Here is a 23,252-nt window from a genome sequence, read left to right on the forward strand (position 1 = left end):
ACGGCTGCTCGCAATGACGATAAAACCGAGCCATGCAACAAAGTCTATGGCTGCTCGCAATGACAGGAAAATCTATCCACGCGGGCAATATCTTCAAAGGAATAGCATCAAGAACTCAATTTCTCCTTTAAAAGCTGATTCACAAGCGTCGGATTAGCCTTACTGCCGGTTTTTTTCATTACCTGCCCTACAAAGAAACCGAATAATTTATCCTTACCACTTCTATAACCCTCTACTGATTCAGGATTTTCAGCTATTACCTCGTCAATTACCGTGTTTAGCACGTTATTATCCGAAACTTGTACAAGTCCTTTTTCTTCTACTATTTTATCAGGTGCTTTACCGGTTTCAAACATAATTTCAAAAACGGTTTTTGCAATTTTACCGGAAATAGTATCATTTTCTATTAATTTTACCAGTTTTGCAAAGTTACTAGGGGTAATTTTGCATTCATTTATTCCTATCGATGCTTTATTTAATTGGCCAAATAATTCACTAGTTAGCCAATTAGTAAGCATTTTAGGGTTACATTCATTTGCTGCTTTCTCAAAGTACTCAGCAACCGATTCATCGGCTACTATTACTTCGGCATCATATTTACTTAAGCTAAATTCCTTCGTATATTTTTCAATCTTTTGATCAGGTAGCTCAGGTAAATTTGCTTTTAGCTCATTTATTAACTCATCAGAAATAACAAGCGGTAATAAATCGGGATCAGGAAAATATCTATAATCAAGTGCTTCTTCTTTTAAACGCATAGTTCTTGTTTCGCCGCTATCGGCATTAAATAGGCGTGTTTCTTGAATTATTTCTTCACCGCTTTCAAGCAAGTCAACTTGTCTTTTAGCTTCAAATTCTATTGCTTTAATGATGTTACGAATTGAATTAATATTTTTAATTTCGCATCTTGTGCCGAGTGGTTCGCCGCTACGTCTTACTGAAATATTAGCATCGCAACGCATCGAGCCTTTTTCCATATCACCGTCACAGCTGCCAATATAACGTAACAAATTTCTTAGCTTTTTTACAAATTCAGCTGCTTCTTCTGGTGATGATATATCAGGTTCGGTCACAATTTCCATAAGTCCAATACCGGCACGATTCAAATCGATAAAGCTGTAATGTGGTGATTGATCATGCATAGATTTACCCGCATCTTGCTCTAAATGCAAACGGTTAATACGAATAGTTTTAAGATCGCCGGTACTAGTCGGTATTTCCATAGTGCCGTTTTGTACTATAGGATAGTAAAATTGCGAAATTTGGTAACCTTGCGGCAGATCGGCATAAAAATAATTTTTACGGTCAAATACCGAATATTTATTTATTTTAGCTTTAAGCCCAAGCCCTGTTTTAATTGCTTGGTGTACACAATGCTTATTTAATACCGGTAACATCCCGGGCATTGCTGCATCGACATAGGAAACCTGCGAATTTGGATTTGCTGCAAAAATAGTACTACTTCCTGAAAAAAGCTTAGATTTTGAAGAAATTTGAGCATGGATTTCAAGCCCTATTACATATTCCCATTTCCCCGTATTACCTTCAATATATGCCATAATTAAAAACCCTTTGGTTCAAAGTTAATATGTTTTACACCTGACTCAATTGTCGATGCTACTTTCAAAACATTATATTCGTCTAATTGTTTACCTATAATCTGTATCCCAAGAGGTAAACCGCGTGCCGATAATCCAGCAGGAACCGATGCACAAGGTAAACCGGCTAAACTTGCAGGAATAGTAAATAAATCGTTTAAATACATAATAGTCGGATCATTTTGTTTTTCACCAATCTTAAAAGCTGCAGTCGGGGCAGCCGGTAATAAAATGGCATCAACTTTTGCAAAAGCATTATTAAAATCGTTTGCAACTAAACGACGTACTTTTTGAGCTTTTAGATAATATGCATCCATACCACTAGATGATAGCACATATGTTCCAATCATAATACGACGTTTTACTTCCTCCCCAAATCCGGTTGATCTAGTCATTTCATACATTTCGTCAAGCGTCATATTTTCACGTTCTACTCGAAGACCGTATCTAACGCCGTCATATCTAGATAAATTTGAAGAAGCTTCAGCCGGTGCTATTACGTAATAAACAGCAACACCGTATTTAGCATGCGGCAAAGTAATATCAACTATTTCAGCACCGGCGTTTTTAATGAGTTCTATGGTATCCTGCCACATTTTCATAATATCAGGTTCAATAACACTGCCCTCACCAAGGCTAAGAGGTACGCCTATCTTCATATTTTTCATAGAACTTCCGATAGCGGATTGTAGCTCTGGAACTTCTGCTTTAATCGAAGTAGAATCTTTTTCGTCAAACCCCATCATCGCTTCAAGCATAATGCTACTGTCTAAAACGCTTCTAGTAAATATTCCTGCTTGATCAAGGGAGCTAGCAAACGATATCATTCCGTATCTTGAGCAACGACCATATGTCGGTTTAAAACCGACTAAACCCGTAAAGCTTGCAGGTTGACGTACCGAGCCTCCCGTATCGCTACCAAGAGCAGCAGATGCCATAAATCCGCTAACTGCTGCAGCTGAACCGCCTGAAGAACCGCCTGGAACTAAATCAGCATTGTCATCATTTGCTTTCCAAGGGCTAATTACATTTCCAAAACAACTAGTGATATTTGCTGAACCCATAGCAAACTCATCCATATTGGTTTTGCCGAGCATCACACCGCCCTTATCAAAAATATTTTGTGTAACACTTGATTCATAATTAGGTATAAAATTTTTCAGTATATTAGAACATGCCGTAGTTCTAATTCCTTTCGTGCAGAAAAGATCTTTAGCGGCAAACGGGATACCCTCAAGGGTTCTTGCGTTATTTTGAGCATAATTTTGATCGGCTGCTTCAGCCTGTTTTAAAGCTAAGTCAAAAGTTTCGGTAACATAAGCATTTAGGTTTCTATGCTTCTCTATTTGTTTAATATGTGCACCTATTAATTCCGTACTTGTAAAATCTTTATTTTTTAGACCTTTTATACTGTCTGCTACTGTTAGTTTGTTTAGTTCCATCATAATTATTCAACAACCTTTGGAGTGATAAAATATTTTACTTCTTTAGCCAGCTGAGCACTATTTCCACTTACATTATCAAATAACTCACTTGATAAATCAGAACTTGTAATGGCGTCCTCTCGCATTCTAGCACTTATATTACAAACCGAAGTTAAAGGCTCTATATCTTTGCAATCTATTTCATTTAAAATATCGATCATATCCATAATAGTACTAAGCTGAGTAAAAAATTTTTCTACAGTATCTTCTTCAAATTTTAATCTAGCTAATTTTGCTATTTTCTGTGCTTCTTCTTTTGTTATCATAGTTTTATTATTTTGAGTGATATAGTCTGATGTTATTCCTGTGAAGGCTTGCCTGTTTGTAACGGTATTTCTGTCGTCCTGCGACTTGTGAGCTAGATCCTGGATACAGCCTGTGATACAAGGTTCTATAGCCGATTTTATTGCATGACTCCTTTATTTTATTAAGGCAAAAAAGCTAATTAGTTATTTTTTCTAAAATTATCTTATTATCAAAACCACCATTAACTTTCTTTTTTGTTTTTTAATTTTTAATATATCTTTTAGTTTATAGCCATTAATATTACAGATTGTTTCAAGTATTTCTAATATATCGGCAACTTCTCCATATACTCATCTTGTAAAATTTCCTCTACTTCTTCTAGTAGTTTATTTTTTAATAATTCTTTATACTCACATGATTTAGCAATATGAGTAGCTGGTATCCTGCCTGATTTTAAGATAATTTCTGGAATTAAGTCTCTAACTAATTTTGTCATTTTATTTTGTCAGTATAGATTCAATTTATGTCATTCTCGCTTAGCATTGTTGCATGGATCGATTCCACTGCTGTCATCCCGCGACTTGATTGCGGGATCCAGTTAAAAATAAAATTATTAGTATTTTTTATTGTTTTTATAGACCCTGTGGTCAAGCCACGGGGTGACACAGTGGATTTTACCGGTCCACGCAACAAATCTAAAGCAGGAATGACATAGAAAATCAAACAGTCATTATTTCTTGTTCTTTTTGTTTTATTACCGAGTCAACTTTACTACTATAATCATCGGTTAGCTTTTGTACTTGTTCAGATAAGCTATGATGCTCATCTTTTGCGATAACGTTATCCTTTTCTAGCTTTTTAAGTGCTTCATTGCCGTCTCTTCTAATATTACGTAATGCAATTTTAGTATCTTCACCGTATTTATGAGCAAGTTTTACCAGTTCTTTACGTCTTTCTTCAGTTAAAACCGGTATCGGCAGTCTGATTAATTGACCGTCCGTTGCAGGAGTTAAGCCAAGATTTGCTATCGTAATTCCTTTCTCTACCGATGATACCATAGATTTATCCCAAACCTGCACGTTAATTGTTCGTGCATCAGGTGTGGATAGAGAAGCAACTTGTGAAAGCGGTATTTTACTCCCGTAAGCTTCCACGGTTACGCTATCAAGTAAATTCACTGAAGCTCTACCGGTACGTAGCCCTTTAAGCTCATGATCTAAAACTTTTAGAGCTTTCTCCATCTTTTCTTGTAAGTTTTTCTTTAAATGCTCTTTATCCATCTTTATTTATCCATATATTATTAGTACACGAATTGAGACATTGTTATATGTATTAGGAAATGCCCCCGATGTAATTCCCGCGTAGATTGGTTTTTCCGTCATTGCAAGGAAAAACTATAAGTTTTGACGAAGCAATCTAGTAAAAAATTCTGATCTACAGAATTTTTTACTATTTTTTCTAGATTGCCACGCAGCTTACGGCTGCTCGCAATGACGATTTAGTCTCTACGCAACAACACCTATGCGGGAATGACATAAAAATCATACAACAATTCACACTACAATATATTATTCCTCAATTGTCGTATATTCCCCTTTATCTTGTATTACTCTAGCAAAATTTCCCTGTTCTTTTATCGAAAATACCCTTATAGGTAATTTATTTTCTCTTGCAACTGCAATAGCTGCCGTATCCATGACTTGCAGGTTATTAGTTATAACATCTTTATAGCTAATAGTGAAATATTTCTTAGCATCCGGATTTTTTTTAGGGTCGGAATCATATACACCGTCAACCTGAGTTGCTTTTAATAAAATATCGCAATTCATTTCGATTGCGCGAAGTACTGCGGCACTATCGGTTGTACAAAACGGGTTACCCGTACCGCCGGCAAAAATTACTACACGCTTTTTTTCCATATGTCTTTTAGCTTTGCGGCGCATATAAGGTTCGCACACGCTCATCATAGGAATAGCCGATAGAACTCTTGTATAGATATTGAGGCTTTCCATAACGTTTTGTAAAGTTAAAGCATTAATCACCGTTGCAAGCATACCTATATAATCCGCTGAAGCTCGGTCCATACCGACAAGTGCTGCATTAATCCCGCGGTAAATATTTCCACCGCCGACTACAATAGCGACTTCTACTCCTAAATCGATAACTTCTTTAATATCGATGGCAATCTTTTTTATTACGTCATATTCATGCCCAAATTGCTTATCTCCCATTAAAGCTTCCCCTGACACTTTAAGTAAAACTTTTTTATACTTTAGAGCGTTTATATCTGATATCATTTTCTGCTTCAAGTTGTTTTTAATATCTGCTTAATTTTTTTAATCATTATACCTCTTTGTAGGTCGGTAATCGATGATTTATTGAGTGCATGCACTAATAACATATTATTATTTATATCAAGTGTTACTGTACCTGGAGTTAGAGTAATCGAATTACCATAAATTATTTCGCCTATTTCTTCTAGCCCTTCTGCGTCAACCCATTCAAAAACCGGCTCTATTCCTATCTTTCTTTGCCAAATTATTTTAATAACCGTGAAAGCCGATTTCCATATTTCTAATAATAACCAAGGAAAATATAATATAAATTTAATTTTAGTGAGCATTAACATTTTCGGTTAATTTGATATTTGAAGTAAAAGGTATTAGTAGCATTATAAATACAAATAACAGCCCTATCATATTAAATATATTATTTATTGCAATTACAAAAGCATCATGATTTAATTTGTTTGCTAATAACAAATATGATGCTTTTTCGGGATTTAAAACTTTTCCGCTTAATAATTCATTATAAGAATCTAGTTGTTCTAATGCCATTATAGAAGTAGACGAGATATTTTCCGATAAATATTGCATAAAGGTTTTAGTATCATTAGTAAGTATAGTACTGATTATTGCAAGCCCTACCGCTCCTCCTAAATTACGAGTAAGATTATAAAGCCCGCTAGCGTTACCTACTCTTTCTTTCGGCATATTGCCAAGAGCTATATTATTAGTCGGTATAAAACAAAACATTAATGAAAGCCCTCTAACAAATTGAGGAAGCACAAATGCAGCAAATTTAGAATCAGGCGTTAGAAAACTATTCAAATGACATCCAAGAGCAAACCCTCCAAGCCCTATAATAAGCATCAGGCGTAAATCTACCCCTAACCCTAACATTCTACCGACGAGTGGTGCAGATAAAAATTGTGCTCCGCCCGTCACCATCATAGTAGCCCCGATTTGTAATGTATCATATCCGGCAATAGTAAAGAGAAATAGCGGTAATATATATACTGCCCCGTATAATCCGATACCCATAACGAACGAATAAAGGCAACCAAAAGTAAAGTCTTTATAAAGAAATGTTTTTAAGTCTAAAATTGGATTAATAAAGGTTAGTTCTCTAATGATTAATAAAATAAAACCTAAAACTACTGTAATACTTAAGAATAATATTAAATTATCCTCAAGCCAACCTTTTTTGTTTCCTTCTTCTAACACATACTGTAATAAGCCAAGCGTTAAAGCCATTAATAATATACCGAGAAAATCAAAATTTTTCAGTAATTTATAATTTGGTTTATCAAAATCCCCATATAAAAAAACCACCGTACATACGAAAATACCGGGTATGACGTTTAATAAAAACATAAAATGCCATGATAAAATCTCCGTAATATATCCACCGAGTGTAGGTCCTAAAGTAGGGGCAACAGTTACGACAAGTCCGATTAAGATAATAACGATAGGACGTTGCGATGCAGGAAAAAGTATAAAAACGGTACTAAAGACCGTCGGTATCATAGCACCGCCAAAAAAGCCTTGTAATGCTCTAAAGATAATCATGGATTCAATATTAGTTGCAAGCGAACATAATACGCTCATAACCGTAAACCCTAAAGCTGCAATAAAATAAGAAATTCTAGTAGTAAGTAACCTTGCTAAAAAGCCGGTAATAGGAATAATGATAACTTCAGCTATTAAGTACGATGTTTGAACCCAAGAAAGTTCATCGCTTGAAGCGGCAAGACCGGCAGCTATTACGGATAATGAGCTAGCGACAATTTGAATATCAAGTACCGACATAAACATGCCGACAACCATACCAAAAAAAGCAAATAATTGCTTTTTAGAAAGAGCAGGCGGTTGTAAATTATCATTTGACATAATTAAATTATACAGTTTAAATTAAATAAAGTTAATAAGTGACATATATGTTTAAAATAAAAAATCATCGTACAACTTTTAATTTTTAATTAAACTATTTATTAGGATATAAGTAGACAAGACATAATATATGGTAATCATTTTATGTATATTTAGCAAATAATAAATATGTGATTGATTTATTAAAAATATTTACTATAATACTAATTAACTATAATTGATTTATCAATATGCAAAACCCAGCACAAAAAGTTATATCTTTTTCAGAGCATAAATCTGATATAGAACGCATAAAGAAATCAATAGAAGAGGGGTGGGCGATAGTAAAGCTAGTACCTAATAACGACCGTTTTATCGGACTTTTAGAAAAGATTTCGCATGCTGAAGATGAAACAATCTATATTCCTCCAAGAAAAAAGATAATAGTTAATTAACACAAATAGCGAATTATTACATAATCTGCTATTCGGCTTAAGAAGTTGAATATAAAAGGTGACAATTGGCTTTCACTTGTTATATAAAGCTAAGTATATATTGTTTTTAGCAACAACTTATAATTACCTAAAAAAGGTAGTTTTGTTTTACCCCATGCTTAAAAAGACCTTATTGTCGTTTTCGTGTAGCATTGGTGTTATTGCATGGATTAATTCCACCCTGTCATCCTAGCTCATTTGTAGCGAGATCCAGTTTAAAATACTCAGGTGACCTTGCGGTTAATAAAGTGCATTACCGCAGTTGCTGCAATCTGGCCTATATTTATTGGGGAATCACGAATGGCGTCATATTCTCTTGTTACCGTCCTGCTCTAAACGACTGTAAGCACTTAGCAATATCCCGTTATTAGAATTTAAAGTTGGAGTAACGCTCCCCGCTATTTTATTCTCTATCTTCTGCCCTAAACCAGATAGTGCGTTGTTATTTACAGCATTTACTGCAAGTTCCGTTACTTTCTCTATCGCTATCATCTTCGCCAGCTGTACTCCCGATGCTTTCGCTAGCTCTATGATGGTCTTAAAAAAGTTTCCCACTTCAATCTTTCAAGCATTTTGATAGTTCAATACTCATAGGTCTTATTGGTAAAGGTTTATTTTCTGCTATAGCTTGCTGACGTTCTTTCGTGATTGCTTCCCAGCATCTGTAATCTTCATCTTGTCTTTTCATAAAATCAAATTGGGCAAGGTAGGTATTTAGCTTTTCTTGAGCCTTTGTTACTTCTCCATCTTTAGCGTGTAAAAATTCTATTAAATGCGGGACATCTTCTGGAAATAGTCTTGGATTACACATTTGTATATATAGTTACTATCAATAACCAACCTAAATTATGTCTATCCTCTTTAGAATATTTAGGATAATGTATATATTTTTCATCATCCATAAAAACATAATCGCAATATTCTTCTAATATTTCTCCAGTATCATATAATTCGCCTAAATGAAAATGATATTGTTGATAATGTTTTAACATTACTTCTAAAAATTCACCTAAATTTTCTAAGGTTATATCTTCTACTGCTTTAAATTCTACAGAATCAAAGAAATATAAATCTATATATTCTTGAAGTGTTTTTCTGATATATGCATCTTCTTCATTTATTTTTGCATACCATAATTTATCTGTCATTGTTTATTTCATTTTGTTATTCTAATAATTTATAGCGCTTCGAGGTTTCATTAAAGTTTTTATTACCTTATTTGCATATTTTTGTTGTGATTAGGTTATTTTTTAAAACAGCATCTCTCTCTATTTCTTGATATGTCCTTACATGAGCTACATTACCACTTGTATTATCAAATATTACAAACTGGTCATTTTTTATATCAACAGCAATAAGTTTTTCAGTATCATTACTTATTTTATAAGCATTTTTTAAAACCGCTTTAGGTTCTTTAGATGCTGGATTTTTGACCACTTGAATTGAGGGTGATAATAAATGATTAGTATTTTAAGTTATTTTTTTGGATATCGTGGTCAAGCCACGGTATGACACGAATGCGTTTTTCTACACATTATTAGTATATCAGGTTCTACCACGTCTATCACAAATAGGGCTATAGTTTTATTTAGAAGATGGTGCCAATGTGGGGATTTGAACCCCAGACCTACGCATTACGAATGCGCCGCTCTACCAGCTGAGCTACATCGGCTGAAATATGATTATATTATGCTGAGATATGGATTCCTACGAGACATGTTTCGTCATTGCGAGCGATGACTGACAAGGAGCGTGGCAATCCAATAAAAAATTTTAAAATGCTAAAAGACTAGCATCCTTAATTGGATTCCGTGGTCAAGCCACGGGGTGACAATGAAACATCTTTATAAATGCGTCGAAAATCTTAAATGGAAATGCTGCGTATCGTCATATTTCTTCTTCTTAACCGGGAAACCCCAATCCATTCTGATTGGTGCAAAACGTGTTACCCAAATAAAGCCGAAACCAATGGAAGCTCTAAGAGATTTATCGTTATAAAAACCGTTTGGAGTTTGATATTGTTTCTTATTTAGGCCTACTCCCCAAACGCTTCCTAAATCCATAAAGACTGTACCGGTTAAATTAAATTCCTCAGGTATAGGTGTTGGGAAATTAAGCTCTGTTGAGAATGTGTAATATCGCTCACCACCAAGTCCTTCGTTAGTGACCTTTTCACGAGGTCCTACACCACCGCTTGCAAAGCCTCTTAAACTATAATCACCTAAATTAAAGCGATCGGAAATTCTAATAATTTTTCCTCCAAGCCCTGCAATATCGCCTCCGGAAGCAGATAATTTTAAAGTAAGCTTGTTATGTATGAAAGATTTATAATATTTACCGTCAACTTCATGCTTTATATATTTGTTATCACCTCCAACGCCGGCAAATTCTTGTGTGCCGCTTACTAAATAACCGTTCTTTGGAACAATTTTATTATCGGTTTGATCATAAGTAATAGTATGTCCTATAGCAGAAGTAATGAATCTTCCCATTTGCTCCTTTAAGAATATTGAGCTTGATGGAGTTGGAGCACTTAAAATATCACGTTTGATTAAATAATCTATTTCGTGACCTAAATCCTCTTTAATTTCATAACCAAGAGAAGTTTTGACTCCTATAGAGTGTAACTTATAGCTTTGATCAGTTGTATTTAATACACTAGCACCGCGTCCGGTATAGTTTCTAAATGTGTTTACGCCAAGTGATAAATCACGATCTAAAAAGTGCGGTGCGGTAATACCACCGTAATAGCTTGTAGTGTTTTTACTTACTTGCACACCGGCATTAAGCAGTTTCCCGGTACCGACTAAATTACGCTCTAAGAAAGAGAAACGTCCGAATAAACCGCCGGCAGTATTATATCCTAAATCAAAACCTATAGAGGAAGTAGATTTTTCATCAACTTCAACGTTAACATCATATTTATCTTTAGCTTTAGTCGGAGTTAAGCTAATTGCTACTTTCTCAAAATAATCTAAATTTCTAAGATTACGCTCACCTTTTTCAATATATGAACGATTAATTATATCACCTTCTTCTATTTTAAATTCTCTTCTTATAACAGGGTCTTCGGTTTTAAGGTTATTAATAATATTAATTTTATTAATATAAACCTTATCGGCTTTTTCAATAATAAATTTAATATCTGCAGTATGATTAGTATTTTTCATTATATCCGGATAAACATTTACCGCAGGATAACCGTTCGCTGTAAAATATTCTCCGATTTTTTCAGCTATATCATCAACCTTTTTCATATTGAAAACCTTGCCTTGCTTAATATTAACAATTTTATTAAGCGGTGTTATATCTATATTAGTTAATTTATTGTCTATTGTAATATTACCGAAGCTATATTTTTCTCCCTCTTCAATGGAATAGGTAAGGGTGAAATATTCTTTAGTATTATTGAGTTCTGCCGATGCCGAAATTACTCTAAAATCTGCAAAACCTACAGATTGATAAAACTCTCTAAGTAATTCTTTATCATATTCCATTCTATCAGGATCGTAAGTATCGTTACTTTCTAAAAAACGAAACCAACGAGATTCTTTAGTTAAAACAATAGATTTAAGTTCTGAATCACTATAATTTTCATTACCGCTAAAATAAATATATTTAATACCGGTTTTTGGTCCTTCTGCTATATCAAAAATAACCTTAACTCTGTTGTTTTCTAAATTTTCGATTTTAGGTGTTACCGTAGTAGCAAAACGTCCGCTACGTTTATAAATTTCTAATATTTTCTTTACATCTAATTCAATTTTAGCTTGGCTAAGAGATTCACCCGACATTGTGTAAATTTCTTTAGCGAGCATATTAGTTTTGATTTTAGAATTACCGCTAAATACTACACTACTTATAAAAGGCGTTTCAGTAACGTTAACTATTAAATTACCATAATTTGTTATATGCATGTTTATATTTCTAAAAAGTGATGTGGCATATAAACGTTTTATTACCTCATCTTCTTTAGAATTATTATAGGTTTCTCCTACCTTAAGCTTTAAATAGCTCTCAATAGTAGAACGCTCAACCCTATGATTACCCTCGATAGTTATTTTACGAATTACAGAGTCAGCTAATGAAATATGATAATAAAAAATCGTTAATAATAAAATTGTTAACTTACTAATTGATCTGATTGTCACCTAAAACCTTCTTTAAGATTTAATTTAAATTTTTGTGTTTAAACCCAATGTCATCCCGTGGCTTGACCACGGTAAAAATAATAAATTAGATACCGAGTTCAAGTCGCGGTATGACAAAGAACTGGATTGCCGCTTTTAGCTAAGAATAATATAAAGTTCTCCTAACTAATGCATTCAAACATAATTAATGTACTCCACTATAGTAGATAATATAAACGAGAGCAAGCAAATCTATAATTTAGGAAAACAAATTTTGTATATCGTTGGAAACAGCAATTATAATAATAAAAATTATGATTATTGCTCCTAATTGTAATAAAATATTTTTAGTCTTAGGATTCGGTAATTTACCTGTAATTGCTTCATATAATATAAATACTAAATGTCCGCCGTCAAGCACCGGTATAGGTAGTAAGTTAAGTAATCCTAAATTAACGGAAAGTATTGCTATAAATAACAGATACATTTGGGTTCCACCAGCTATAGATTTGCCTGACTCTTTAGCAATAGCTATCGGCCCTCCTATTTCATCGAATGAACGTTTTCCTACAATCATTTGCGATATTGCGTTTAGAGTTAAAGCAGACATATCTATAGTAGTATTAATAGCTTCCCATAATCCTCCTAAAATTCCTATTTTAGTATGAATAGGTTCATTTTTAGCTATAATACCGATGCGAAGAGTTTTCTTAACTTGCTTTTCTTCGGGAGGTGATATAATTATTTCTTGAGGCATTATATTAACGATAAATTCCTCACTTTTTCTTTCTATAGTTAAAGTAGAAGAGCTAAAACCGTTAATTAATATCTCTCTCTGCACGTCCCCGAAATCTTTAACAGATTTATCGTTAACCTTAACAATTTTATCTCCTGCTCTTAAGTCTGCTCTCTCTGCCGGTGATGAAGCTACTACATCACCTATTATAGGAGGAATCTCTGTTTTTCCAAAGTAACAATAAAAACCTGCAAATATTATTATGGCAAGTAAATAATTAATTAACGGACCTGCTGCAACGATTAAAAAACGTTCTAAACAAGATTTAGCATCAAAAGCTACTTTTTCGTTAACTTCTTTAGTCTTATCCATAAGGCTGCGATCATAGCCGTAAATCTTGACATAACCGCCAAGCGGTATAAGGCAAATCTTCCACCTAACTCCTTTTTTATCGGTAATGCCTATTAGTGCTTTACCGAAACCTATCGAGAACTCCTCAACTTTTACATTAAAATATCTAGCAATACAATAATGCCCAAATTCATGGATAAATACCAAGATACTAATTGTTATAATAAATCCTATTATAGAGAGCATAAAAATTTTATAAGTTTACTAATAAATTATTTTAAGGTATACCTTGTAAGGTTATAGATATCATTTCGTCGTTGTGAGTGGGCGTTGCTCCTTGGTTTCCGATGTCATTCCCGCGAAAGCGGGAATCCACAGAAAAAAAATGAAGTAATCCAAATGTATTAGTTTTAAAAACTAATAGTATTTATGTTTTTGAATTACTGGATTCCCGCTTTCACGGGAATGACATCACGCCATATCACACTCGCAATGACGAAAATTAAATTTTAAATTTCTTTTCTCTATGAGTTCAAATAAAATTAATAAAAAGTCGATTGCACGTATTGCAGCAGTGCAAGCTATTTATCAAAACATATTGCAAAATAACGACGATATGGATGATATCATGCAAAATGTACTTTCTTTTTATCAAAATAATAATTCTATAACAGAGTTACCTGAGAATTTAAAAATATCATTAAGTATAAGTCATTTTAAAATGCTGGTAAAGTTAGTATTTGAAAATATTCATAAACTAGACGAAATTATCGACAATCATTTAACAAATGATAAAGATCCTGCACATATGCCGATCTTACTCCGAGCTTTATTGCGTGTTAGTATATGTGAGCTATTATTTTGCCCTACTACGCCTGCTAAAGTAGTAATCAACGAATATACGGACATAGCAAATGATATGTTAAATGAGCATGAAATTGGTTTTGTTAATTCTGTATTAGATAAAATAGCAAAAGAGCATACTCGTTTAATTTGAAAAATTGGCTACAAGTACTGTGGTACTCAAGTATTATTAACGGCTTTCGTGCCTCGTCTTGTGGATTCCTTGCTCTTTTCCAGATTAAACTTCGTCTACTTATTCTTCATTTATTTATAAGTATAAAAGATTTTATGACAAATAATTTAAGCGGTTATAGAAATAAATTCGTTAGAGTTAAGACTTCTAAAAAACGTACTGTCTCTTCTAGTAATTGGCTTAGACGCCAATTAAACGATCCGTATGTTGCAAAAGCACGTATAGACGGCTTTAGGTCGAGAGCTGCATATAAACTACTTGAAATTCATGAAAAATTTAAACTTTTTACTCCTAACATGAAAATTGTTGATTTAGGAGCAGCTCCTGGGGGATGGAGTCAAGTAGCTTCCAAGCTTATTAAAGCTTCGGATAATAACCTAAATAATAAAATAATCTCTATCGATGTGTTAGAAATTGAACATGTTGCTGGAGTTGAATTTTTTCAAAAGGACTTTTTTGAAGCAGATACGGAAGAATTAATTATTCAGGCTTTAGACGGTAGAGCTGATATAGTAATGAGTGATATGGCATCAAATACCATAGGTCATAAAGCTACAGACCATATAAGAACCTTACTTTTATGTGAGCAAGCTTTTGAATTTGCTTTAAAAGTACTAAAACCCTCCGGTCATTTTATTGCTAAAATTTTTCGTGGCGGTGCAGAAAATGAATTATTACATAAAGTAAAGCTTGAATTTAAAACAGTGAAACATTTTAAACCTTCATCCAGCCGCAGTGAATCTACGGAGATCTATTTAGTTGCTCTAAATAAGAAATAATGAATATGAAAGGCGAAAGGTGATTTCTGCCTATAAATTTATTTTTTATTTAACATATTAGAGGATATAGATGATAATTACTTATATCTCCTGTTGTTTGGACTTCCTGAGCATATTCTTGACTGCAGCTTTGAAAATTATTATACATCCCAACTAAATTAGCTCCGGTTTCAGTTTCAACTATTTGATTATATAAATTATTTTTTAAATTTAGAGTATTTTTAGCATATTTTGGTGTTGCTGCTTCCCAATCATCTATGGTTAAAGTAATATTCTGTTTCAAATCAGAAAAATTAACAAGTCCATGTTTACTGATTCCGGCTATGATTTCTTCAAAGCCTTCGACTATTCCATTAATTCCTAGATATTTTGTAACTTTTTGTTTGGCAAAATTATATAAATATGATGCCCATTCTTCTGATTGTGATAGTGTTGTTTTTTTATCAGGAAGTACCATTGTTGTTTGTCCAAAATGCTTATTAGTAATATTAATAAGATTATGTTTTGCATTATATATCTTAGAATGGGTAGCTAGCTCTTTTATTGGAGTTGTTACTTTTCCGGTAAATAAATTTTTTTCTATGCCTCTTTCAATTATCGGTTTTGAGCCAGGGCTGTCAAAAGTTGTAGATTTATTAAAATGTAGGTTGCGAGAATGTATTTCTACTAAGGTTAAATCTGCAATTATTGCTCCAAGTGAATGACCGCTAGTATTAAAACTATATTCTGTGGCTTTACTTAAGCCGCCTAATTTGTTAATTATTTCATTAACAAAATCCTGAAGTGGAGTTAGTTTAGTAGGTAAATAGTGCAGCGCGATAAGCAAGTCGTCTAATAAATCATATATATTGAATTTTGTGCCGGCACTAGCAATATGAACTTCTTTAGTTTCTTTATTTATAAATGCGACGGCTTTATAAGCATATTTAGCAGTGTTGATATTATCACATGAAGCAGTCAGTATTTCCCAGCCGCTATCTGTTAATTGTTCATTGACCTTTGATGCTTTTAGCTTATAAATATTTAAATCATCTGTTTTATATGCGAGGTCTAAACCTATATAAGCAAGCTTTTTAGTGCTAATATGTTTAGAATTTTTGTACGTAGGCATATCTACCTCTTTTTGATCAATATTACCATAAAATATGGTTTTTTTTAAAATGTCAAGTCAAATATTAATCTATTATTAAATATAAGGATTGATATTTGATTACTTTTGTTATATAGTGCATTTACATATAGTGCATTTACATATAGTGCATTTACAACCATGAAATATGGTGACTTAAATTAGGAGATAGACTATGTTGAAATTATTAATACAAAACTTATTCGGAAGTAATAAACCGATTACTTACTTATCTTTAATAGAAAAAGCAAAAGCAGATTATAGTTTTTATACAAAATTAGCATCAGGAAGCTTTTTTGTAGGAGTAAGTAGTTTGTTTTCATTTAATAGTTGGTTAAGCAAAATACCTTTAATAACAGGGGGTGTTTTTGGTACTAGTTATGGGGCAAAAGGCATTATGGAGAGTAATGAACAAATAAAGCTTTTTACTCAAGCTCATGAAGCAACTAAAGTTGAAGAGTATTTGGCTACTTCGGGGTTAGGAAGTTTTGTATACGGTACTGCTATAGATAAAAATGGTATAGATAAATTCACCAGTAAATATATTGAAGGAACAAACGCTAAGATAATATCTAATGCAATAACTCGCGTACCAACCTTAAGTTTAACGGGAGATGGCGTTGGTTACAAACATAATGGTGGCTATGAAATAGTAGAATCAGCAGATCGTGCGTTATATCAGGCAATACCTGGCGTGAAAGGACAATATACAAATAAATTAGTTCTAGATACTAGTATTCTTCCTTTACATGATTGTATTATTCATCAGCTAATACAAAATGGCTATTCAAGTGAAGATATTGAAAAAGCTTTAAGTTTAGGAACTGTTGCAAAGAGAGAAAGTTACAAAAATAAGCAATTAGCAGAATACAAGCCAAATTTGACAAGTAAGTTATGGCATGGTACAGAAAAAGCTATGCAAAATAAAGTAGTAGAACTTTCAAAAGAAATACAGAAATATGCTGCAATAAATGAAGCTTATGAAGAATTATTTAATTATCATACTTCCAGTACTAGTGAAGAACAAGAAGAGCAGTTTTATAGCCTTGATTATGATAATCTTAATGATGATCAAACTCAAATCTTAGGAGATGAAGGATATATATCTGATATTGCCTAGTAACTAAATACAAAACTTTCTAAAGAGTAAGGTTATAGATCTATAACCTTACTCTTTTTTATTTAATAACCTCTTTAGCTCTCCTTTCGAAAGCTATAATCATTTTTTCGGTTGCTTTGGTAAAATAAGTGCCGATTAATTTATCCAGTATTACGGATTGCATTTTAAAATCAATAAAGAATTTTAATTCAGTTCCTGCCGTGCATGGAACAAATTGCCAAGTACTTTTTAAATATTCAAAAGGTCCTGAAATAGCTACCGTATTAATCAAATATATTCCATCATTTGTTATTTCGCTTGTAACTCGTGAGTTATATTTTTCTGAAAAGCCTTTTAACTGAATTACTAATTCAGCAATAACCTCTTGATTATTTTCTGAAATAATTCTAGAAGCAGAACACCAAGGCAAGAATTTAGGATAAGATTTTACATCCCAGACCAAATCAAACAATTCTTGCGGTTTATAGGGTAAAATTTTAGTGTGTTGAAGGCAAGGCATTAGAAATCTGTGACTTTACCTTTATACTGCCAGTCCCCGTATCTTGTCGGTTCTAGACCTTTAACACCGCCAATTTCTTTTTCTTTTGGTAAATTTTCTTTTTCTGATATATTATTAGATATCTTTACAAACTTCGCTTCTAGAGGTAATTTAGACGTCGATCCGGTACTCACATCCTCACGTATGTCCATATACGCTGTAGTGCTGCGTTCTGTGTCTCCTGTACATTCCTCTCTATAAGCTGGTTTGGAAAGATGTCTATTATCTTTTTTATCGTCCATAGTACTAAATATATGAAATATAACCGTATTTATATTAATAGTCGTTTAGCTGAAAATAGCAAGATAGAATTAGCAAGTGATCATCATGTTCATTATGTCAAAACGGTGCTACGTCTTAAAGTAAATGATGGCTTACGTCTCTTTAACGGTACGGATGGAGAATTTCTAGCACAAATTAACGATATAGGTAAAAATAACCTATCGGTTAGACTTAAAGAACAGTTAAAAAAGCCTTATAAAGAATCTACGTTAACTCTTGCTGTTGCTATAATAAAGCAAGATAAATTAATGCTTGCAATAAATATGGCTACGCAACTCGGTATAACTAAAATTATTCCGTTAATTACTAGGTGGTGTCAATTTAGATCGGTAAATATCGAACGTTTAACGAAATGTGTTATTGAGGCAACAGAGCAATCAGAACGTCTTACTCCCCCGATAATTGAAAAAGCTATCACAATACAAGATTACCTAAAAAAGAATAATAATTTGATGTTATATGCTAATGAACATGAAAAAGAAGAAAATTCTATATTACGAATTTCATCATCACTTAGTAATAGTGATATAACTATTATTGTAGGACCGGAGGGAGGCTTTACTAATGATGAGCTGGAACTTCTTGCCTCATATAAGAATACAAAATCTATAAGTTTAGGAAGTAATATATTACGTGCTGAAACAGCAGCAATAACTGCTATAGCACAAGTGAGGTTGTTAGGTAGTCATTGCGAGGAAATTGCATAGCAATTGACGAAGCAATCTCAGGAGTTTGTTATGATTTCATGAGATTGCCACGCAGCCTACGGCTGCTCGCAATGACGAAAAGGTAGAGTTACTTCGCCTTTTCTATTCCGGGTTTACAAAATAGCTTACCTAAACAAAGGAAAGAATATACACCACAAAAGCCTATAATTATATAAAGTATTGTAACAATAATTGGAAATGAGCCAAATAAAAGTGTGACTAAATTAAAATTAAATAATCCGACTAAGCCCCAATTTATAGCACCTATAGAAGATAATAAATGTACAGTAGTAATAAGTGGATTATTAGAAGTATTTATTAACATATTTAAGCTCCTTTTAGTTAAACGTGAAAGACCTTGTTGTGTGGCTCATACCTCTGTCATCCCACAACTTGATAGCGGGGTCCAGTTAAAATACTAAAATTACACTAGTATTATGGGTTACATTTTTTTGGATCCCGTGGCGAGGCCTCGGGATGACACTATATGCGTTTTCCGAGCCATGCAACAAAACTAACGTAAAATAATCATTTCTCATTTTGAGCTATATGTCTACTAAATTTTATTATTCTATAATTTATTAATCCTTCTTAAAAGTGTGATATATTACAGGTATAACAAAAATTGTAAATATAGTACCGATGCTTAATCCTCCAACTATTACAAAGCCTATAGAATTACGAGCAGCAGCACTGGCCCCGTCTGCAAAAACTAGAGGTAAAGCTCCGACTACGGCAGCAAGAGTAGTCATAAGAATTGGACGCAAGCGAAGTTTTGAGGATTCTATTATAGCTTCTTGAACCTTTACTCCTTTTGCTCTTAGCTGATTAGCAAATTCTACTATCATAATAGAATTCTTAGTAATTAATCCAATTAAAGTAATAAGTCCGATATTACTATACATATTAAGGCTATTACCGGCAAGCCAGAGAGCAAGTACACCACCGGTTATTGAGAAAGGTACGGCGAGTAATATTAATAAAGGGTCAGTAAAGCTTTCAAATTGAGCTGCAAGCACTAAATAGATAAATATAAGAGCAAACACAAATGTTATAAGCATATTACTGTTTGCCTCTCTCATTTGTTTAATTTCTCCGATATATTCAATTATAGTATTACTAGGATCAAGTAACTTAGAGGCTATTTTATTGATTTCATTAATTGCATCATCAATTTTCCTGTCAGGAGCAAGATCGGAAGAAATAGTAACGGATTTTGAATTATTATAATGACTATATGATTTTACTGATATTTTTTCCGTAATATTGGCTATCGATTCAAGCGGTAACATATTATTATTTTTTGTTCTGATTAAAATTTTACTAAAATCGCTAATATCTTTTCGATCTTTTTGATTAAATTGTAATATAACGTCATATAAATCATTACTCATTCTAAAATGCCCGATTTGTTGACCTGCAAGTAAATATTGTACCGTTTTGCCTATATTTGCTAAATCCATTCCGTATAAATAAGCCTTATCACGGTTGACTTCTATACTTATAGTCGGCATTGCCGATTGTAAATTTCTATTGACGTTTAAGAAAATAGGATTTGTTTTCATTATATCAATAAATTGTTGTGATATTTTATCTAGATCATCATATTCAAGGTTCGTTTGAATAGTAAACTCGATAGGGCTACTTGCATTCCTGCTAACCATTGAACGTGGATCCATAGCGTAAATCGACATGCCCGGTATTTCAGAAAACTGCTTATTTAACATATTCTTAATAGTTTCTTGGGAACAAGAACGCTCACCCCAATTTTTTAGAGGAATGAATCCAAAAACGTTATCGCTACCGCCTGCACCTATTACCATCAGATAACCTAATATATCTTTATAATTAGCAAGGATTTTTTCGGCTTCTTTCACTACTTTAGTAGAAGATTCTAAATTAGAACCTTCAGGACCTTTAAGAGAAACTTGTAAGCATCCATCATCTTCTTGGGGTACGAAAATGTTTTGAGTAAATTTAAAACTAATAATCAGCACTATAAATGATGATGCAATAATAATGACAAATTTCTTTTTATTGTCAAAAGTTAGCTTTAGATAGTAAATATATTTATTTTGAATAAATTGTAGAATGTCGTTAAACTTTACTAAGAATTGCGGTAAGTCCGTATTATGTTTTGTAACCATACGACTTGACATCATAGGAGTTAAAGTTAAAGCAACAAATCCTGAGAACAAAACACAAAATGCTAAAGTCCAAGCAAATTCAATAAATAATTTCCCGATAAAACCCTCTATAAAACCCACGGGTAAAAATACGGCAGCAAGCGTAATAGTCATAGCAATGATTGCAAAGCCGATTTCTTTAGAAGCAAGCATAGCCGCTTCCATGGGTTTATGCCCCATTTCATTATATCTAAAAATGTTTTCAAGCATAACTATCGCATCATCGACCACTAAACCTATAGCAAGTATCATAGCAAGGAGCGTAAATATATTAATAGAAAATCCAAAAGCATACATTACGCTAAAAGTACCGATCAACGATACCGGAATCGTTACAAACGGAATTAAGGTAATTTTAGTAGAAGCAAGGAATAAATAAGTGACTAAAACTACTAATATTAAAGCTTCAAAAATTGTTTGAAATACTGCATAAATTGATGCTTTTACAGGTGTTGCTGCATCATATGCAATACCCATGCTTATTCCTTTGGGCATGGATTCTTTAATTCTTTCTAGTGCTTTAGTTACTTCATGTGATAAATCTATGACGTTAGCTTTTGATTCTTTTATAAGACCAAGGGCAATAGAGCTTTTGCCGTTATATCTAAAAATTATGTCCTCATCGGGAGAAGTTAAAGATATTTTTGCTATATCTCGTAATTTTATGATACCTCCGTTTTGTACTTTTAGAATAATATTACCGAATGCTTCCGGTGTAGATAAAGAACCTGCAAGAGTTACTATAAAATTATTGCTTTTTGTTTTAATCGTACCTGCGGGATAATCTTTATTTTGCTCTTTTATTGCGGATTCAATCTCCAATAAAGAAATTTTATGTTGATATAATTTTTTAGAATCGGGTTCTATTCTCATTATATATTCCCGACCGCCGTAAATTTGTGACTGTCCTACACTTTCAAGTTTATCTAACGGTGTTTGTAGATTATCTTCGACGATCTTTGTTAATTCTAAATCGCTATATTGATCACTTTCAATGCTTATGAAGAGGCTTGGGAAACTATCGGCATCAAGTTTTGTAACTGACGGGGTTTTCATATCTTGCGGGAACATATAAGTGATATCCGATATTTTGGCGCGGACATCGTTTAGTGCTACTTCAATATCGGTAGATAATAGAAACGATAAAGTAATACTACTTTCGCCGGTAGAACTTTGAGAAGTTATATAATCTAAATTTTTAACCGTCTTTAAAGCTTTTTCTATACGTGTCGTTATTTCTTGCTCCATATATAAGGCATCGGCACCTGTATAATGAGCTTCGACATTTATAATAGGAACTGAAATATCCGGAGTACCTCTAATTTGTAGTTTGGTAAAAAAAATTGCTCCAAGAGCTACGATAACCAAATTCAAAACTGTAGCAAAAACAGGGCGTTTAATACAAATTTTAGACAATAACATTGGATTTAATATATTTTTCTTTAAAATTTTTATTCTAAATTAATGTGCATAGTGAATTATTACATAATCTGCTATTCGGTTAGAAATATTCTATATAAAAGGTGAAAGACGGTTCCCACTTTTTATGTAAATTAAGTATATATTGTTTTTTATTAAAAAACTTATAATTTTTTATAGAGTAGAAAATTAATTTTTGTAATTTACTACTGACAATAAATTAGGGTTTTAACGATAAATTTTCACTTTAATTACTTGATTATAGTTTTAACAGTATAACTGATGTAAAATGGCTACATTTTTCTATAAATTAATATAATAACGTATATATTTTAAATTTTGTAAATAACTGGCATTTGCAGTATGTGGGTAGTTTGTTATAATTAACTCACATAAAAAATATATTGATGTATATTATTACCAGTTGTATATATTGTTTTATAAAAAAACATCAATACATATTAACCTATCAAAGGAGAATTGATTTTATTATGAGTACACATAACACAAAAGAACCAAAAAAAATGAATAAAACCGAATTTATAGCATTTATGACCGACCATGGTCATAAACATGCTTCACATAAAACATTAACAAAAGCTGAAGCCGAGAAAGCACTTAATTTAGTTCTTGATAGTGTGATTAGTGCTATAAAGAGCCACCATAATATTAATATAACAGGTTTCGGTTCATTTGAAATACATCATAGAAAAGCACGTGAGGGTCGTAACCCAAAAACCGGAGCAAAAATGAAAATAGATGCTTACAATCAACCTACTTTTAGAGCCGGAAGAAAAATGAAAGAAGCTTGTAATTAAAAGAAGTAACGTATTTACAGTACTAATAATTTCCGAACCCCGTTACAC

General features: G+C 32.8%; 24 protein-coding genes, 1 tRNA gene and 1 pseudogene. 7 read left to right on the forward strand and 19 right to left on the reverse strand.

Annotation, left to right across the window (positions count from 1 at the left end; all coding sequences use genetic code 11):
- Nucleotides 1–107 precede the first annotated feature (107 nt).
- The 4 genes from gatB to WSW_RS1000000111925 all read right to left on the reverse strand — a co-directional run bounded on the left by gatB (nt 108) and on the right by WSW_RS1000000111925 (nt 3,824).
- Complete coding sequence (gene gatB / locus WSW_RS0102345; protein ID WP_016916919.1) at nt 108–1,559, reverse strand: Asp-tRNA(Asn)/Glu-tRNA(Gln) amidotransferase subunit GatB; 1,452 nt, start codon at nt 1,557–1,559, stop codon at nt 108–110.
- Between the two features lie 2 nt (nt 1,560–1,561).
- Nucleotides 1,562–3,043 carry an Asp-tRNA(Asn)/Glu-tRNA(Gln) amidotransferase subunit GatA gene (gene gatA / locus WSW_RS0102350; protein WP_016916920.1) on the reverse strand — a complete coding sequence of 494 codons (1,482 nt, stop codon included), beginning with the start codon at nt 3,041–3,043 and terminating at the stop codon, nt 1,562–1,564.
- A gap of 2 nt (nt 3,044–3,045) precedes the next feature.
- Complete coding sequence (gene gatC / locus WSW_RS0102355) at nt 3,046–3,348, reverse strand: Asp-tRNA(Asn)/Glu-tRNA(Gln) amidotransferase subunit GatC (protein WP_016916921.1); 303 nt, start codon at nt 3,346–3,348, stop codon at nt 3,046–3,048.
- A gap of 302 nt (nt 3,349–3,650) precedes the next feature.
- Nucleotides 3,651–3,824: a nucleoside triphosphate pyrophosphohydrolase family protein gene (locus WSW_RS1000000111925; RefSeq protein ID WP_016916922.1), complete on the reverse strand. Its 174-nt coding sequence runs from the start codon at nt 3,822–3,824 to the stop codon at nt 3,651–3,653.
- Between the two features lie 27 nt (nt 3,825–3,851).
- On the opposite strand from WSW_RS1000000111925, the gene WSW_RS1000000111930 reads away from it, so the two are divergent.
- On the forward strand, nt 3,852–4,043 hold the full coding sequence (locus WSW_RS1000000111930; RefSeq protein WP_167316242.1) for a hypothetical protein: 192 nt from the start codon (nt 3,852–3,854) through the stop codon (nt 4,041–4,043).
- Nucleotides 4,044–4,047: 4 nt separating this feature from the next.
- Here WSW_RS1000000111930 and frr read toward each other — a convergent pair whose 3' ends face one another.
- From frr to WSW_RS0102380, 4 genes are all read right to left on the reverse strand, one after another.
- Nucleotides 4,048–4,608 carry a ribosome recycling factor gene (gene frr / locus WSW_RS0102365; RefSeq protein ID WP_016916923.1) on the reverse strand — a complete coding sequence of 187 codons (561 nt, stop codon included), beginning with the start codon at nt 4,606–4,608 and terminating at the stop codon, nt 4,048–4,050.
- 288 nt (nt 4,609–4,896) lie between these two features.
- Nucleotides 4,897–5,625 carry a UMP kinase gene (gene pyrH, locus WSW_RS0102370; RefSeq protein ID WP_016916924.1) on the reverse strand — a complete coding sequence of 243 codons (729 nt, stop codon included), beginning with the start codon at nt 5,623–5,625 and terminating at the stop codon, nt 4,897–4,899.
- Between the two features lie 8 nt (nt 5,626–5,633).
- Entirely contained in the window at nt 5,634–5,957 is a 324-nt protein-coding gene (locus WSW_RS0102375) for a monovalent cation/H+ antiporter subunit E (protein ID WP_016916925.1), read from the reverse strand.
- Nucleotides 5,941–7,500, reverse strand: coding sequence for a DHA2 family efflux MFS transporter permease subunit (locus tag WSW_RS0102380; RefSeq protein WP_016916926.1), 1,560 nt, complete (start codon nt 7,498–7,500; stop codon nt 5,941–5,943). The genes WSW_RS0102375 and WSW_RS0102380 overlap by 17 nt, the downstream gene beginning before the upstream one ends.
- A gap of 230 nt (nt 7,501–7,730) precedes the next feature.
- Between WSW_RS0102380 and WSW_RS0102385 the strand changes: the two genes are divergently transcribed.
- Nucleotides 7,731–7,934: a DUF2674 domain-containing protein gene (locus WSW_RS0102385; RefSeq protein ID WP_004996604.1), complete on the forward strand. Its 204-nt coding sequence runs from the start codon at nt 7,731–7,733 to the stop codon at nt 7,932–7,934.
- A gap of 345 nt (nt 7,935–8,279) precedes the next feature.
- Here WSW_RS0102385 and WSW_RS0102390 read toward each other — a convergent pair whose 3' ends face one another.
- From WSW_RS0102390 to rseP, 6 genes and pseudogenes are all read right to left on the reverse strand, one after another.
- Nucleotides 8,280–8,465: a hypothetical protein gene (locus tag WSW_RS0102390; RefSeq protein ID WP_014273210.1), complete on the reverse strand. Its 186-nt coding sequence runs from the start codon at nt 8,463–8,465 to the stop codon at nt 8,280–8,282.
- 64 nt (nt 8,466–8,529) lie between these two features.
- Nucleotides 8,530–9,121, reverse strand: a pseudogene (locus tag WSW_RS1000000113845) (hypothetical protein).
- Between the two features lie 67 nt (nt 9,122–9,188).
- Nucleotides 9,189–9,410: a hypothetical protein gene (locus WSW_RS0102400; protein ID WP_016916927.1), complete on the reverse strand. Its 222-nt coding sequence runs from the start codon at nt 9,408–9,410 to the stop codon at nt 9,189–9,191.
- A 159-nt stretch (nt 9,411–9,569) separates the two neighbouring features.
- Nucleotides 9,570–9,645, reverse strand: a tRNA-Thr gene (locus tag WSW_RS0102405).
- A 172-nt stretch (nt 9,646–9,817) separates the two neighbouring features.
- On the reverse strand, nt 9,818–12,124 hold the full coding sequence (gene bamA, locus WSW_RS0102410; protein WP_016916928.1) for an outer membrane protein assembly factor BamA: 2,307 nt from the start codon (nt 12,122–12,124) through the stop codon (nt 9,818–9,820).
- Nucleotides 12,125–12,362: 238 nt separating this feature from the next.
- Nucleotides 12,363–13,436 carry an RIP metalloprotease RseP gene (gene rseP, locus WSW_RS0102415; protein WP_016916929.1) on the reverse strand — a complete coding sequence of 358 codons (1,074 nt, stop codon included), beginning with the start codon at nt 13,434–13,436 and terminating at the stop codon, nt 12,363–12,365.
- Nucleotides 13,437–13,716: 280 nt separating this feature from the next.
- Here rseP and nusB point away from each other — a divergent pair, with 280 nt between their 5' ends.
- Both nusB and WSW_RS0102425 read left to right on the forward strand, forming a co-directional pair.
- The gene (gene nusB, locus WSW_RS0102420; protein WP_016916930.1) at nt 13,717–14,187 is read left to right on the forward strand and encodes a transcription antitermination factor NusB; all 471 of its coding nucleotides are present in this window, start codon (nt 13,717–13,719) and stop codon (nt 14,185–14,187) included.
- Nucleotides 14,188–14,321: 134 nt separating this feature from the next.
- Nucleotides 14,322–15,005, forward strand: coding sequence for an RlmE family RNA methyltransferase (locus WSW_RS0102425; RefSeq protein WP_029374952.1), 684 nt, complete (start codon nt 14,322–14,324; stop codon nt 15,003–15,005).
- A 49-nt stretch (nt 15,006–15,054) separates the two neighbouring features.
- Here the strand turns inward: WSW_RS0102425 and WSW_RS0102430 are convergent, their stop codons facing one another.
- Nucleotides 15,055–16,116 carry a hypothetical protein gene (locus WSW_RS0102430; RefSeq protein WP_016916932.1) on the reverse strand — a complete coding sequence of 354 codons (1,062 nt, stop codon included), beginning with the start codon at nt 16,114–16,116 and terminating at the stop codon, nt 15,055–15,057.
- Between the two features lie 193 nt (nt 16,117–16,309).
- Between WSW_RS0102430 and WSW_RS0102435 the strand changes: the two genes are divergently transcribed.
- Nucleotides 16,310–17,254, forward strand: a complete 945-nt coding sequence (locus WSW_RS0102435) for a hypothetical protein (protein ID WP_016916933.1) — start codon at nt 16,310–16,312, stop codon at nt 17,252–17,254.
- A gap of 58 nt (nt 17,255–17,312) precedes the next feature.
- Here WSW_RS0102435 and WSW_RS0102440 read toward each other — a convergent pair whose 3' ends face one another.
- Together WSW_RS0102440 and WSW_RS0102445 are read right to left on the reverse strand one after the other, a co-directional pair.
- Nucleotides 17,313–17,753: a type II toxin-antitoxin system RatA family toxin gene (locus tag WSW_RS0102440; RefSeq protein ID WP_016916934.1), complete on the reverse strand. Its 441-nt coding sequence runs from the start codon at nt 17,751–17,753 to the stop codon at nt 17,313–17,315.
- Nucleotides 17,753–18,034 carry a DUF1674 domain-containing protein gene (locus WSW_RS0102445; protein ID WP_016916935.1) on the reverse strand — a complete coding sequence of 94 codons (282 nt, stop codon included), beginning with the start codon at nt 18,032–18,034 and terminating at the stop codon, nt 17,753–17,755. Before WSW_RS0102445 ends, WSW_RS0102440 begins: the two co-directional genes overlap by 1 nt.
- 12 nt (nt 18,035–18,046) lie before the next feature.
- Here WSW_RS0102445 and WSW_RS0102450 point away from each other — a divergent pair, with 12 nt between their 5' ends.
- On the forward strand, nt 18,047–18,781 hold the full coding sequence (locus WSW_RS0102450) for a 16S rRNA (uracil(1498)-N(3))-methyltransferase (protein WP_029374953.1): 735 nt from the start codon (nt 18,047–18,049) through the stop codon (nt 18,779–18,781).
- A gap of 88 nt (nt 18,782–18,869) precedes the next feature.
- Here WSW_RS0102450 and WSW_RS0102455 read toward each other — a convergent pair whose 3' ends face one another.
- Nucleotides 18,870–19,106, reverse strand: a complete 237-nt coding sequence (locus tag WSW_RS0102455; protein WP_012150427.1) for a DUF378 domain-containing protein — start codon at nt 19,104–19,106, stop codon at nt 18,870–18,872.
- Between the two features lie 256 nt (nt 19,107–19,362).
- A complete protein-coding gene (locus WSW_RS0102460) occupies nt 19,363–22,389 on the reverse strand; it encodes an efflux RND transporter permease subunit (protein WP_016916937.1) in 3,027 nt (1,008 codons plus the stop codon).
- A gap of 488 nt (nt 22,390–22,877) precedes the next feature.
- Here WSW_RS0102460 and WSW_RS0102465 point away from each other — a divergent pair, with 488 nt between their 5' ends.
- Nucleotides 22,878–23,204: an HU family DNA-binding protein gene (locus WSW_RS0102465; protein WP_016916938.1), complete on the forward strand. Its 327-nt coding sequence runs from the start codon at nt 22,878–22,880 to the stop codon at nt 23,202–23,204.
- Nucleotides 23,205–23,252 lie beyond the last annotated feature (48 nt).

It is taken from the genome of Rickettsia honei RB (assembly GCF_000263055.1).
Classification (GTDB): domain Bacteria; phylum Pseudomonadota; class Alphaproteobacteria; order Rickettsiales; family Rickettsiaceae; genus Rickettsia; species Rickettsia rickettsii.